The following is a 12,786-nucleotide window of genomic DNA, read 5'->3' on the forward strand; positions in this document are numbered from 1 at the left end:
ATATCCGAGACATAATTATTTATGGATATGTAATCGGGCATCCATTTTAATCCCATTCGCTGTAATAACGACAAGTGGTGTTGGCTTTAAATCGTAACAGTCAAGTATTCGTGAAAGTAAGTCATGAGGAACCTCCGATGAAGCCATAGCTTTCATGACAAACGATTTATCATTAATGGTCCGTAGAAGCAGGCTATTAAAAACTTCTTGTTTATATGCATTGAATTCATAATAACGCTTGGCTTTACAAAAAGCCTTAACTAACGATTCCCAAATTTGTATTTCTTTTTCCGGATCATGGTCTTTCATAAATCCATCATACCAACCCACAAGATCGTTAGGGAACACCTCAGCTAATACAAGCATCAATATTTCGATTCTATCTTTTTGCTCGCTATTTAATTTAGAATTATATTTTTCTTGCATAAGTATATCTTTCATAGATATCAAAAAGTTAGACTCATGATACTTTTCAATTTCAATAGCGATCTCTTTCTTTTCCACCAATATTATAGGATTAATACAATTGAAATTAAGTCGTGCATTTATCTTATTACATTCATCTAGAACTACCTTACTGCAAATTTCTATTGGTAGTTCAAAAAACTCTCTTCTATGGTTTACTCTATAAGGTTTTAAGCGAAGATGAATATTCTTTTCTGCTTCCCGATAATTTCCTACTTTACATGCCATAACAACATCGAATGGTAGTGGAACACCGGTCACTCCATTAAACAATTGCTTAGCCCGATGCTCAGGCATGTTCTTTGTAAACCCTATCTTAAAAAGATTATCCTGATAGGCATCATTCTTTAAAATATAAACATAACCATCTGAGTCATTCATATATCCATTCCATCTTTAATAATTTTATCGCTATAACCCGTTCATAACAAATCATAATCCTTAGATTATTACCAATTAACTTTATCCGATATCCCCATGGCTATGAAAAAATTAATATACTGTCATTTTCAATAGTACAACATTTAAATCATATCCATCTGCCACGTTACGAGAACATTTGCATAAAGGGATGCAGATAGCACCGAGTCCAAGACCAAAGTGAAAAATGACAGAAAAGTACTTGGATATGGGGGCAAAAATGTTTAGATTGTTGTAGCAGGCATAAAATGCCGCACAAAGAATTTCGTGTGTTTTGGCACCGTGCATTCTAACCTTTTGGTTTATAAAGTACACAAAAAGAGACCGAATACGATTCCTGTTTACAACTCAAAACGCAATAACCTATAAACTTCAATAGGTTAGCATAAAAAGCCCACTAAAAAACACCTCCTGATACTTACTATTGCACCCGTTCAAGATCAATCAGTTGCTATTGGTTTCGTGGCGTCGTCGGGAAAAATTCGGGATCGCTTTCAACGAGCGCCCATCCATTTTTAAGAATTCATCAATTCACAAAACCATCATTTCGATTTACCTTACAAATTCCTTTTAAATCATTACCGGGCGCACCACTTTTTCTTCCTGCCCTATACTTTCAGTCTGACATATGGCTGGAGGTTTCTATGTGTGGCCGTTTTTCACAGTCAATGACACGAGAGGACTATCTTGCCCTGCTCGCTGAAGAAGCCGAACTAGACATTCCATATGACCCGGAACCCATCGGAAGATTCAACGTAGCGCCTGGCACCAAAGTCCTGCTTCTGAGCGAACGTGATGAGCAACTGCACCTTGACCCTGTCATTTGGGGATATGCCCCTGGGTGGTGGGATAAGCCACCGCTAATTAATGCTCGATCTGAAACTGCGGCCACCAGCAGAATGTTTAAACCGCTCTGGCAGCACGGTCGTGCAATTTGCTTTGCTGATGGCTGGTACGAATGGAAAAAGGAAGGTGACACGAAGCAGCCTTACTTCATTCATCGGGCCGACGGACAGCCGATATTTATGGCGGCGATTGGCAGCACGCCATTCGATCGAGGAGATGAAGCAGAAGGTTTCCTGATAGTTACAGCTGCAGCTGACAAAGGACTGGTAGATATTCACGACAGGCGGCCGCTGGTACTGTCACCAGAAGCCGCTCGCGAATGGATGAGGCAGGACATTGGAGGAAAAGAAGCTGCGGAAATTGCGGCTGACGGTTCCGTTCCGGCTGATAAATTTATATGGCATGCCGTAACGAGTGCCGTTGGAAATGTGAAAAATCAAGGTGCCCAGTTAATCCTGCCAATGTAACGCAGCATTACATCGCCACAACTCTCATAACACTATAATAAATATTAAATTATAATGTTTACATTTTGCAAAATGTACCATATCTACCTTTTTCAACTCATTGATTATCCGAGCTATGTTTTTTGTTTTGGGGAGAGTTTTCACCAAGAATCCAAGTTTTTCACGCCGGCACATTCAACACGCTACCATTACTGGCAAACCTCGATGGTACAGATTTTACAGTCGCTGCAATCCACTATGAGCAATTAGCGGAAATTAAAGATTTTGAACATTACATAAATTGTTATTCTGCCCGCTTCTTTTAATCAAATATGATCAATTAACAGTCAGTCGCAATGCTAAATCTTGCGGGTAGGGATCAAAGTAATTCTGCGTCAGCAGATAACCGTCCGGGTATTCCGCCAGATAATGTTTCAGCAGCGTCATAGGAGCCAGTATGGGCAGTAGTCCTGCGCGGTAATTAAGGATCACCTCGCGCAACTCGCCGCGCTGACGCATTGTTAACTGATTACGGAAATATCCCTGAATGTGCATCAGCACGTTAGTGTGGTTTTTACGTGAGGCGGGTTTCTTCAGAAGCGTCATTAATTTATCCCGGTAGACCGCAAAGAAAGCTTCCAGATCCTCCCATTCATGCAGTGATGCGACGAATGGGCCAATTTCCCGGTATCCGGCCTGATGGTGAGCCAGCAATTGCAATTTATAACGGCTATGAAAATCCAGTAGAGCCCGACGCGTCAGGCCATTTTTGCGCAGCATATTTAGCTCATGTAGCGCGAAAACCCTTTCGACGAAGTTTTCGCGCAGGACCGGATCGTGCAGCCGCCCGTCCTCTTCTACCGGTAGCCACGGATATTTCTCCATAAGCGTGGCGGTAAACAGTCCCACCCCGTCTTTGCGCCCGCGATTGCCTTTCTCGTCATATAAGCGCACGCGTTCCATACCACAACTGGGTGATTTGGCGCAGACGATAAACCCGGACAGAGTGTCCAACCCGGCCAGATACCGCTGGCAAAAGTCAGCCATTTTGTCGGTCACGTCTTCGTGAGGTGCGTGGCTAAATCGCATGCGAATATCGCCGACAGCCGTTTGTACCAGGCGCAACGCCGGTCTTGGGACAGGCAAGCCAATCGCCATCTCCGGGCAAATGGGCCGGAATGTCACCCACTGTGCCAGCCTGTCCATCACAAACTGCGCCCGCTTATGCCCGCCGTCAAAGCGGACGGCAGACCCCGTTAAACAGCCGCTGATCCCAACGATGGGTTGCATTTTCATTGCGTCTTCCTCGCTAGTGCGTTTTACGGGAGAAGAAGAGTGTCACCGTGCCGACGGTGACGCCAAATTTCTTCATCTCAGTTTTATTAAACAGATGATTGGCATCCTGCAGGTACATCCAGTCATCAAAATTTAGCAACCAGGTTCTGCCGCTGGCTTTCACATTCATGCTGTAATGCCAGTTGAACGCGTTGCCCGCCGCCTGTCCCTTCGCAACACCTTCAATGTCGCCGGCGGTGCCTTCGTAACGATCGGCGCTGACTTTACGGATATGCCACACACGCTGCTGTTTCTCGCCATCGTCGTACACAAAGCGTTCGTTGAGGGTCAATGTGTCTCCCACCACATCGCCGTTAATGTCGACGTGGAAGCGACGAAGCTGTTTACCGCTGCGGTCCTGAACCATCCCCCATGCTTGCGTTTCTCCCTGAAAATACTGAAAGATATCCAGCGTCGGCTGTTGTTGTCGATAGTCGGCAATTTCAGCGCTACAACCAGCCAGTTGCATCAGCAAGGGCAGGCTCAGGGTCAATAAACGTTTCATTTTTCACCTCCAGTAAGCTGCTGACGCAGCTCAGGATATTGCGTGCGGGAACCCAGCCAGACAGCGAGAAAGTTTTCGCTGAACGCCGCCGACTGCGGTGGGCCAAGCGGGATAAATTGCCTTTGTGTCGCTGACATGCGATACCAGAACTGCCCCTGCTTATCTTGCAATACAAAAGCCAGTTGCGTACCCGGCGCGACGTCTGGCCATAGCTCACCCAACATGCGAAGCCAGGACTCGCTCTGCGCTTCCCGCGCCAGAATCCCCTGCGCTCGCCACTGATCGCGGGTGGCATCCACCAGTTCTTGCCGTTCAATTTTGCGCTGATAGGTGATAATCAGCGCCTGCTCCTCTTTCAGCCCGCGATAACGCCCATCCGGCGTGCGCAGTTGTGAGGTATAGATCGTGAATGGCCCCCAGGTGAGCGTTGCATCGCCGACTTTATGCCAGCTTAACCAGTCTGTAGCCCCTGCAAACGGCGCAATCGCCATGACGCCCAGCAGTATCAGTAAGGCAGGTTTCATTGGCGTTTCCCCATGAAAATATGAAAAAACAGCATCAACACCAGCCAGCCCGCCGCCATTAAACCGACAACGATAAATGCCGGTTCCAGAAAAGTAATAGACCCCAAACGCTCTCCTATCACATAGGCGACCGGGCCACCACCGGTGGCCATGATTGCCAGCAGCCATCCCGGCAAAGTGGTCGAGCAGGTAAGGTGCGTCCACAGGGCGGCGAACATGAGCCAGAGCGCGACCATCCATAACGGTAACAATGCTTCACCGTGAAAATCGATCAACCCCGTCAACGCCCACAGCGCATCCAGACTACTGCCCGCTGCTGCCAGCATTAACGCGTACAGACGTTGTGCAGGCGGCAGCAAGAAGCAGGCCAGAATAGCCAGCCCAAGCCATAACACCAGGCCGCGCTCACGTAATAACACCACCATGAGCCAGTACAAATCGAACCCGACAGCCAGGATAAAGACCTGTAAATGGCGGTTCATAGACGTTCCACCGTCAGTTGCACCACACTGATAGTGCGCGCATTAAAACCGGCTTCGCAGTAGCCGAAGTAATACAGCCACATGCGACGAAAACGCTCATCAAAGCCCAGCTTTTCAATATCATGCCAGGCGTGAACAAATCGTTGTCGCCAGTGCGCAAGCGTCCGGGCGTAGTCAGGCCCCATATCGAACAGATTGCGAACCACAAAGTCGGTGTGCTTTGTCATCAGACCGCTCATCGCGGTGATACTGGGTAAAAAGCCTCCCGGAAAGATATAACGCTGAATAAAATCCACGCCTTTGCTGTAATCGCGATAGCGCTGATCCTGAATGGTAATGGCCTGAATCGCCATTTTCCCTCCAGGGCGCAGGCGCGCCTGACAGGTGCGGAAAAACGTCGGCAGATAACGCTGACCCACCGCCTCGATCATTTCAACCGACACCAGTTTGTCGAATTCCCCGGTCAGGTCGCGGTAGTCGCACAGCAGTACATTGACTCTGTCCTGTAAACCTGCGCGGGCAATGCGCGCGTTCGCCCAGGCGAACTGTTCCTGCGACAGGGTCGTGGTGGTCACCCGGCAGCCGTAATGACGCGCGGCGTATTCCGCCATCGCTCCCCAGCCGGTACCGATTTCCAGCAGATGATCATTCGCGGTGAGCGCCAGCTGTTCGCAAAGCCGCGCCATTTTGGCCTGCTGAGCCTGCGCTAACGACTGCTCGGGGCAGGTGAACAAGGCACTGGAATAGAGTAAATCCTCATCAAGAAAGTGCGCGTAAAACGCATTGCCGAGGTCGTAATGCGCGGCGATGTTTTCTCTCGCCTGTTGCCGATGGTTGCGACGTGTCCAGTGACGCAAACGCTCGACGGGTCGTCCAAGCAGGCGAAATCCGCTTTCCAGCCGTCCCAGCAGGGTGGTGTTAAGCGCAAATATTTGCAATAACGGCGTGAGCTGTTGCGTTTCCCACTCTCCGTCCATCCAGGCTTCAGCCGCCGCAAGACTTCCGCCTTTCAGCACCCGCCAGTACACCGTGGGTGAGAGAATATGTACGTCGGCGCGTAACTCAGCTGAAACATCACCAAAATGAAAAGTCTGCTCCCCTTCCCGCACCGTGATTGCCCCCTGGCGAAGACCGCTCAGCACGCGGAAAAGAAGCCAACGCGCCACACGCAGGTTGCGCGGAATATCAGGTTCAAGCGCAAAGACGGGATCGGTCATGATCGTTCACTCCTGCTCACGGGATGGTTGTAGAGAGGGACTCGCTTGAGCCACAGTCGTAACGCCTGCCAGTAAATCGCTGACACCGTTTTCAGCGTCATCAACGGCAGTCGTAGCAGCAACGTACGTAAATTCGCCTGCGTCAACGGCTCGCGTTTGAGCATCAGGGTGGCATCAAAAATCTTCTCTTCCTGGTGGTTTTCGATATGCATATGCAGCGTTTTAACCGGCGAGTTAAATCGCCAGTGATAGACCATATCCATCGGGTTAAATGGCGATACATGGAACGCTTTTTCCAGCGGACGCTTTTCCTGTGCATCTACGGCGTAGTAATGTCGCTCATTCCATGGCGTATTGCGGACCTCCGCCAGTACCCAGCGCAGGATTTGCGCGTGGTCATAGCAGTAGTAAAAATTGACCGGGTTAAAATGAAAGCCGAAATAGCGCAATTGCGTCAGGAGCATCACGCGACCTTCGGGACGTTCGCCAGTCAGGAGGGCAAGCTGATTCAACACGTTCTCTTTTAACGGTGTCCCCAGCGGGTAATCCGCATCATGAAAAGCCGCCGCGGCAAAGCGATTACGTTTCACGCCGACGCCCGGAAGCTGCGCCAGTTCATCCAGATCGAGCCACGCCATAAACACCTGATAAGTAAACTGGTGCGTTGTAGGCTGAAGGCGGCGATGACGCAATACGCCCTGATACAGGCAACTGTTCATCTTAGCGCCCCTCTCCTGCAGCAATGCCGTACACCACGTCCAGTGCACTGCGTACGCCATCTTCGTGAAAACCGTTGAACCAATAGGCACCGCAGAACCAGCTCCGATGCAGGCCGTTGATCTCAGCGCGGCGAGCCTGCGCCCGCCAGCTTTCAGGGTTAAACAATGGATGCTCGTAAACAAAGCGTCGCCAGACGAATCGATCGTCAATTGGAGTGTCTGGATTGAGGGTCACGCAAAATAGCGGGCTTCCTTCAGGTAAGCCCTGGAGTATATTCATGTTATAGGTGACGCAGGCGCTGGCACGATCTTGTCCACTCAGACGGTAATTCCAGCTTGCCCACGCGCGTTCGCGTACCGGTAACCAGCGGCGATCGCTATGCAACACCACCTCGTTACGCTGCCAGCCAATTGCGCCCAGCACGTCGCGTTCTGCGGGGGTCGCATCTTCAAGCAAAGCCAATGCCTGCGAGGAATGACAGGCGAAGATCACCTGATCAAATGTCTGTACCGATCCTGCCAACTGGATTTTGACGCCGCTGTCGTAGCGAATAACCTGCTGAACAGGGGCATTAAGGTGCAATGTCAGACGATCGCCCAGCTTCGCCAATATGACACGGATGTATTCCCGCGATCCGCCCGGCACCACGTACCACTGCGGGCGATCCCGGATATCCAGCAGGCCATGGTGCTCAAAGAAGCGTAAGAACAGCGGAAGCGGAAAACGGCGCATCTCCTGAAGCGAAGATGACCAGATGGCTGCGCCCATCGGCAGAATGTAATGACGCGCAAAGAACGCGCTGAAGTGGTGCTGGTCGAGGAAGGTCTGTAGCGTCGCGTTCGCATCGACCTCATTTAATGCCTGTTTCGCCAGACGATTAAAACGGACAATCTCTTGCAACATACCCCAAAATGCAGGGTTGAGTAGGTTCCGACGCTGGGCGAACAAAGAAGTCAGCGTATGACCGCTGTACTCCAGACCGCTTTGCGGATTATGCACCGAAAAACTCATCTGCGTTTTTTGCCCCTGGATACCGAGTTCGCTCAGCAAGCCCATAAAACGCGGATAGGTTCGGTCGTTATAGACAATAAAGCCGCTATCAATCACGAAATTCCCCTGCGGGGTCGCCACATCCACCGTCGCAGTATGGCCGCCAGGGGTCGACGCCGCTTCAAACAGCGTCACCTGATGGTGTCCGGCCAGACGCCAGGCGCAGGTTAATCCGGCAATACCACTGCCAATGATAGCAATTTTCATGAACGCACCATCCTGCGCAGCAACGCGCGCTGGAGACTCTCAGGCAGCCCGGCCAACAGACGTAGCAGCACGCCAAAGCCTGTCGGGAAGGCAATATGATTTTTTCCTTTCGCCAGGCCACGGCGAATCGCCTTCACCGCAGAATCAACACTCACCTGACCCGGCATGGCAAAATCGTTTTTACGGGTAAGCGGGGTATCGACAAATCCTGGCGACACGACGGTCACGGAGACACCTTTCGGCTCCCAGTCCAGACGCAAGCTATTAGCAAACCAGGTTAGCGCCGCTTTAGACGCACCATAGGCTTCTGCCCTTGGGAACGGCAGCCAGTGCGCCATCGAACTGACCAGCACCACGCGGCTACCGGAGGTTAACTGCGACTGAAGCGCTTCCAGGCAGTTGATGGGACCCAGATAATTCGTCGCCATCACCCGTTCAACCTTCTCGGCGTCTATCCAGCCCTGGTCGAGATATTCGCAGGTCCCGGCACAGAGAATAACCAGTTCGGGTTTGCAGTCCGCCAACGCCTGGCGACAGGCGTCCCTGTCTGTCATATCGAACAGGCGTACTGTGATGTTGGCATTGGATTGGCGCAGCTGTTCCAGCCTTTCTGGATTGCGACCGCAGGCAATCACCTGACAGCCGTCATCGGCCCATGACTTTGCAAGCCCGGCACCAATCCCGGAGCTTGCACCGGTAATGAGGACAGTCATCATCCGCGCACCCTCCTTTTAACGCCGCGAACGGCCCAGCCCAACAGCGGCAGATGCTCATAAAGCATCTCACCCGCGTCGTAGTAATCTCGCTGGCGAAAAATCTTATCGCCATGCGTCTCTACCATTGAACATCCCGGCAAAGATCGTATTTCTCCGCCAGCAATGCGCGGATGCGACCAGTACATGGTCCACGTCACGGCAAACCGCCCGCTCTCACATAGCGGAGGATCTATGGCAAAACGGCAAGCGTTTACATTTCCCAGGAGGTGCGAAAAATAGCGCTGGATGGCAAACAGCCCGTTATGTTCCCCGAAGGGATCGACAAGTACTGCATGCACGTCGTACAACCCAGCAAGCGCGGGGACGGGCTGGCGATCCAAACTGGCGTAGTAATCCATAAACCTGTCGATAACGGATGGCTGTGCGCGCATAACTCTTACCCTTAAGTGAACCACATGACGTCGCGGCATAATTAAAACTTACACAAACACTTTAATTTGTCCAAGTTTTTGCTGGAGATTTTTTATAAACTCATTTAATTCAATAAATTAAAAATTTAATTTTTTGAGTTAAATTATCCAACAGCCACTAATACAGTGGCCAATCGACACACACAGGAAAGGTAATCACAGGGGATTAAAGCGGGATCACATCGAGGAAATTAACCTGCTGTTGCCAGAGGTCTATCTGTTTTTTACGCGCTGCGGTGAGCTTACCAGAGGTCACTAACAACCATTTGCGCTCGGGGAAAATCTCAGGAGCAAGCGTCGCGGGCGGTACGGGAAGCACATCAATGCGATGCCCCTGTCCCGTGCGGCAAAGCGCTTCAAGCCAGATCTCGCAGGGGTCCGTAAGATGCCAGCCGGTAATCAGGTAGTTATCGCCCGGCGCACGCTTATCCCCTTCCAGGCAAAACGAGGTGTAAGAAATAATAATACCATCGAGGATTTCACGCAGCGTCATTATAGCCGGCACATTAGCTGAGACTTGGCTTCGCAGAGGGCGCAAAACCTCACTCACCAATTCAGGGCGAGGATACTCGCGGCCTGCGTCATAAATAAGCTGGCGCAGGGTTTCAATTTTCCCTTCGTTCAGCCGCTGCAGCATACTCTCCTGCAGGGCGAGCCAGTTATTTGTTCGCTTGGCTCCAGGGCGGGCCAGCAGCGGTTTTACCTGGCTTATCGGTACGCCTTTTTTCACCCAATCGAGAATTTTAAGCGCCTGCTGAATATCGTCATCGTTATACAACCGGTGCCCACCATCCGTACGCTGTGGTTTGAGAAGTCCATAACGACGTTGCCAGGCGCGCAACGTCGTGGCGGTTATTCCACAAAGCCGCGCAAATTCACCGATGGAATAGGACATACAGAACACCTGATAACAAAGAATACCCTTAATATACTACGAACTACGTTGGATTAGATAAGTGAAAACTACTTACCTTACGATTGCTAAATACCATACAACCACCTTCAGGGAGACGTTAAGAAAAAATATCTGAGAATAGTAGGCAATTTGTTGATCAATTCTAACTAATTGATATGTTTTAACTATTAACCTTACGGTTTCTTGCAAGCTATTGTTCCGAACATATTTTTACTTTTTGAAGATTTTCCCCTGCGTTCCGGCATCCGTATCCCGCCAGACATCCTCACCTTTCACCCGACGATCTCCCTGGATAGTATAAATCACCATCCCCTGCTTGAACTGCAGCACACCGTCTGATTTTGTGGCATGTACGCTCTTTCCATTGACGATGACTTTGTCATTTTTATCAATACTGATGTTTGCAACCGTAACACCGCTATCACTCAAAGCTAACCACTTACCTGCATAAGGACTGGTTGCTGATGTTGTGGTATCGCTGCTTTCATTAACAAAACCAGCTTTTGCATTTTCATCTTTAGATTTGTTGATATCACAACCCTGCGCTTCAGAAACCTGAGTACAACCAGACTGCTCAAGTTTGTGCCGATAATCTTTATTGATAGCCCATGTAGTGGATGTGAACAGTACAGAAGCTACTGACAGGCAAATAATTACCCTTTTTGTACACATAGTGCGACCTTACGATGATAAGCCCAGATGAGAAGCAGCGCATAGCTGCCCTTCTAAAATCTTAGTCAAGATCGTAGATACCTGTTATAAAAAGAGTGTCACCATTCGATTTTTTGATAAATTTTTAAGCAGTAAGGGGCGATGAGCAAGATAGTTATTCAAATACCGGCTGCTGTCGCTACGGTACAATGTAGAAAACTAATCAAGGCCGAATAGCAACCCTCTTTTATGCGTAAAAAGACGAAAAGATAATGCGATGTTAAAAATGAAAGAAAACAACGTTAATATCAACCGAATTCACTTCCTTTATGAGGCGTTGGCCAAGAGACATGCTTCTCCTGAAGATAAATACCTGGCTATTCTGAATGAAGGATTAAAAGCCTTTGACCTGTCTCTTGGTATTATTAGTCAGATAGAGGGTGAGCGTTACTCTCTACTTGCGGTTTCACCAACAAGTGGAGACATTTCAGCTGGTATGGTGTTTGAACTGAAAAACACTTATTGTCAACAAGTGGTCAGAGAAAGAAGAATAATAAGCGTTGAACATGCAGGAACACATCCTGACTTTAATTCCCATCCGGTCTACATTGGTATGAGGCTGGAGAGTTATATCTCAGCGCCAATATGGGTGAGGGAAAAATTGTGGGGTACAATTAATTTCTCATCCACTCAGATAAGATCCATATCATTCTCTGAGGATGACTATGAATTCATTAGTTTAATGGCTGAGGGTATTGGTTCGTTAATCGAGATCAATTTATTAATCAGTGAAAATGAAATTGTTATTTCAGCACTACAAAAAAACAATGACATACTCGAATCTATTTTTAAAAATTCAACTATCGGGATGGCGTTGGTAGCCTCTTCTGGCCAATGGAAAAAAGTCAACAATTCACTGACCCGTATGCTGGGATATACTGAAGACCATCTGCTTTCTATCAATTTTCAAAATATAACCCACCCCGATGATTTAAGCACTGATTTAAAACAATTAGATGCTCTTTCTCGAGGAGAAATTCCCTTCTACCAACTAGAAAAGAGATATCTGACAGCAACAGGGAATTATATCTGGATACTTCTGAGTGTTTCTTTGGTACGCGAAGATAATGGTGAAGTCAAATATTATATTGCTCAGATACAAAGTATTAATGAGCGTAAAACGATGGAAATTGAGCTCAAAAAGCAAAAGGAAGAATTACACAAAATTAATACTATGCTTGAGCGAATGGCTACTGAAGACAGCCTGACAGAGATTGCGAATCGCCGAAAGTTTATGCGTTGGTTTGAGAATGAAATGACCAGAATTGCGCGAGATCCCGCACCTGTGTCAATTGCCATTGCCGATATCGATTTTTTTAAATCATATAATGATTCCTATGGCCACCAGGAAGGTGACTATGCACTTAAGAATATCGCCAAAGAACTTAGCCATAACCTACGAAGCCAAGATAAGGTCGCACGATTTGGCGGTGAGGAATTTATCATGCTTTTCCCTGAAACGGATGAAAAAGACTGTTTTTTGGCTTGTGAAAGATTAAGGAAAAGCATTGAGAAACTGAGTTCGCTCAGAAGATCGGTCACGATCAGTATTGGTGCAGTGACATACCATCCGAGAGAAGGGAAGCTTATTACCTTTGATGATTTATTGAAAGTGGCAGACACCAAACTCTATGATGCTAAAAGGTCTGGGCGAAATAAGGTAAAATTAGTCAATTTAGCAGACCATCAGGACTAATCTAGTGGTCTTTCTTGCTATCAGTAAGTGTGCTTACTAGGCATGGAGCAGCATTCACAA

Annotated in this window: 14 protein-coding genes; 2 read left to right on the top strand and 12 right to left on the bottom strand. The window is 48.5% G+C overall.

Annotation, left to right across the window (positions count from 1 at the left end; genetic code table 11):
- Nucleotides 1-15: 15 nt before the first annotated feature.
- Complete coding sequence (locus HV352_RS13335; RefSeq protein WP_016152777.1) at nucleotides 16-846, bottom strand: GIY-YIG nuclease family protein; 831 nt, start codon at nucleotides 844-846, stop codon at nucleotides 16-18.
- Between the two features lie 683 nt (nucleotides 847-1,529).
- Here HV352_RS13335 and HV352_RS13340 point away from each other — a divergent pair.
- Nucleotides 1,530-2,198, top strand: a complete 669-nt coding sequence (locus HV352_RS13340; protein ID WP_101699978.1) for an SOS response-associated peptidase — start codon at nucleotides 1,530-1,532, stop codon at nucleotides 2,196-2,198.
- 315 nt (nucleotides 2,199-2,513) lie between these two features.
- Here HV352_RS13340 and HV352_RS13345 read toward each other — a convergent pair whose 3' ends face one another.
- The 11 genes from HV352_RS13345 to HV352_RS13395 all read right to left on the bottom strand — a co-directional run bounded on the left by HV352_RS13345 (nucleotide 2,514) and on the right by HV352_RS13395 (nucleotide 10,991).
- Nucleotides 2,514-3,473 (bottom strand): DUF523 and DUF1722 domain-containing protein, encoded by a 960-nt coding sequence (locus HV352_RS13345; protein ID WP_101699977.1) that lies wholly within the window; start codon nucleotides 3,471-3,473, stop codon nucleotides 2,514-2,516.
- 13 nt (nucleotides 3,474-3,486) lie between these two features.
- Entirely contained in the window at nucleotides 3,487-4,017 is a 531-nt protein-coding gene (locus HV352_RS13350; RefSeq protein ID WP_101699976.1) for a DUF3833 domain-containing protein, read from the bottom strand.
- Nucleotides 4,014-4,541 carry a hypothetical protein gene (locus HV352_RS13355; RefSeq protein WP_101699975.1) on the bottom strand — a complete coding sequence of 176 codons (528 nt, stop codon included), beginning with the start codon at nucleotides 4,539-4,541 and terminating at the stop codon, nucleotides 4,014-4,016. Before HV352_RS13355 ends, HV352_RS13350 begins: the two co-directional genes overlap by 4 nt.
- Nucleotides 4,538-5,023, bottom strand: coding sequence for a DUF2878 domain-containing protein (locus tag HV352_RS13360; protein ID WP_101699974.1), 486 nt, complete (start codon nucleotides 5,021-5,023; stop codon nucleotides 4,538-4,540). Before HV352_RS13360 ends, HV352_RS13355 begins: the two co-directional genes overlap by 4 nt.
- Nucleotides 5,020-6,240, bottom strand: coding sequence for a cyclopropane-fatty-acyl-phospholipid synthase family protein (locus tag HV352_RS13365; RefSeq protein WP_101699973.1), 1,221 nt, complete (start codon nucleotides 6,238-6,240; stop codon nucleotides 5,020-5,022). The genes HV352_RS13360 and HV352_RS13365 overlap by 4 nt, the downstream gene beginning before the upstream one ends.
- Entirely contained in the window at nucleotides 6,237-6,959 is a 723-nt protein-coding gene (locus tag HV352_RS13370) for a DUF1365 domain-containing protein (RefSeq protein ID WP_049281531.1), read from the bottom strand. The genes HV352_RS13365 and HV352_RS13370 overlap by 4 nt, the downstream gene beginning before the upstream one ends.
- A gap of 1 nt (nucleotide 6,960) precedes the next feature.
- Nucleotides 6,961-8,217 carry an FAD-dependent oxidoreductase gene (locus HV352_RS13375; protein ID WP_101699972.1) on the bottom strand — a complete coding sequence of 419 codons (1,257 nt, stop codon included), beginning with the start codon at nucleotides 8,215-8,217 and terminating at the stop codon, nucleotides 6,961-6,963.
- Complete coding sequence (locus HV352_RS13380) at nucleotides 8,214-8,933, bottom strand: SDR family NAD(P)-dependent oxidoreductase (protein WP_047417980.1); 720 nt, start codon at nucleotides 8,931-8,933, stop codon at nucleotides 8,214-8,216. Before HV352_RS13380 ends, HV352_RS13375 begins: the two co-directional genes overlap by 4 nt.
- Nucleotides 8,930-9,364, bottom strand: a complete 435-nt coding sequence (locus HV352_RS13385) for a nuclear transport factor 2 family protein (protein WP_101699971.1) — start codon at nucleotides 9,362-9,364, stop codon at nucleotides 8,930-8,932. Before HV352_RS13385 ends, HV352_RS13380 begins: the two co-directional genes overlap by 4 nt.
- A gap of 205 nt (nucleotides 9,365-9,569) precedes the next feature.
- A complete protein-coding gene (locus HV352_RS13390) occupies nucleotides 9,570-10,298 on the bottom strand; it encodes a MerR family transcriptional regulator (protein WP_047417986.1) in 729 nt (242 codons plus the stop codon).
- Between the two features lie 231 nt (nucleotides 10,299-10,529).
- Nucleotides 10,530-10,991 carry a hypothetical protein gene (locus HV352_RS13395; protein ID WP_047417989.1) on the bottom strand — a complete coding sequence of 154 codons (462 nt, stop codon included), beginning with the start codon at nucleotides 10,989-10,991 and terminating at the stop codon, nucleotides 10,530-10,532.
- Nucleotides 10,992-11,247: 256 nt separating this feature from the next.
- Between HV352_RS13395 and HV352_RS13400 the strand changes: the two genes are divergently transcribed.
- A complete protein-coding gene (locus HV352_RS13400; protein ID WP_228522529.1) occupies nucleotides 11,248-12,726 on the top strand; it encodes a sensor domain-containing diguanylate cyclase in 1,479 nt (492 codons plus the stop codon).
- Nucleotides 12,727-12,786: the final 60 nt, after the last annotated feature.

The organism is Citrobacter sp. RHBSTW-01044, from assembly GCF_013781945.1.
In the GTDB taxonomy this organism is placed as follows: Bacteria; Pseudomonadota; Gammaproteobacteria; order Enterobacterales; family Enterobacteriaceae; genus Citrobacter; species Citrobacter braakii.

What these genes read in the sequence shown, in the direction of transcription:
- HV352_RS13335 (WP_016152777.1), bottom strand. Translation starts at nt 846, where the DNA reads ATGAATGACTCAGATGGTTATGTTTATATTTTAAAGAATGATGCCTAT.
- HV352_RS13340 (WP_101699978.1), top strand. Translation starts at nt 1,530, where the DNA reads ATGTGTGGCCGTTTTTCACAGTCAATGACACGAGAGGACTATCTTGCC.
- HV352_RS13345 (WP_101699977.1), bottom strand. Translation starts at nt 3,473, where the DNA reads ATGAAAATGCAACCCATCGTTGGGATCAGCGGCTGTTTAACGGGGTCT.
- HV352_RS13350 (WP_101699976.1), bottom strand. Translation starts at nt 4,017, where the DNA reads ATGAAACGTTTATTGACCCTGAGCCTGCCCTTGCTGATGCAACTGGCT.
- HV352_RS13355 (WP_101699975.1), bottom strand. Translation starts at nt 4,541, where the DNA reads ATGAAACCTGCCTTACTGATACTGCTGGGCGTCATGGCGATTGCGCCG.
- HV352_RS13360 (WP_101699974.1), bottom strand. Translation starts at nt 5,023, where the DNA reads ATGAACCGCCATTTACAGGTCTTTATCCTGGCTGTCGGGTTCGATTTG.
- HV352_RS13365 (WP_101699973.1), bottom strand. Translation starts at nt 6,240, where the DNA reads ATGACCGATCCCGTCTTTGCGCTTGAACCTGATATTCCGCGCAACCTG.
- HV352_RS13370 (WP_049281531.1), bottom strand. Translation starts at nt 6,959, where the DNA reads ATGAACAGTTGCCTGTATCAGGGCGTATTGCGTCATCGCCGCCTTCAG.
- HV352_RS13375 (WP_101699972.1), bottom strand. Translation starts at nt 8,217, where the DNA reads ATGAAAATTGCTATCATTGGCAGTGGTATTGCCGGATTAACCTGCGCC.
- HV352_RS13380 (WP_047417980.1), bottom strand. Translation starts at nt 8,933, where the DNA reads ATGATGACTGTCCTCATTACCGGTGCAAGCTCCGGGATTGGTGCCGGG.
- HV352_RS13385 (WP_101699971.1), bottom strand. Translation starts at nt 9,364, where the DNA reads ATGCGCGCACAGCCATCCGTTATCGACAGGTTTATGGATTACTACGCC.
- HV352_RS13390 (WP_047417986.1), bottom strand. Translation starts at nt 10,298, where the DNA reads ATGTCCTATTCCATCGGTGAATTTGCGCGGCTTTGTGGAATAACCGCC.
- HV352_RS13395 (WP_047417989.1), bottom strand. Translation starts at nt 10,991, where the DNA reads ATGTGTACAAAAAGGGTAATTATTTGCCTGTCAGTAGCTTCTGTACTG.
- HV352_RS13400 (WP_228522529.1), top strand. Translation starts at nt 11,248, where the DNA reads ATGTTAAAAATGAAAGAAAACAACGTTAATATCAACCGAATTCACTTC.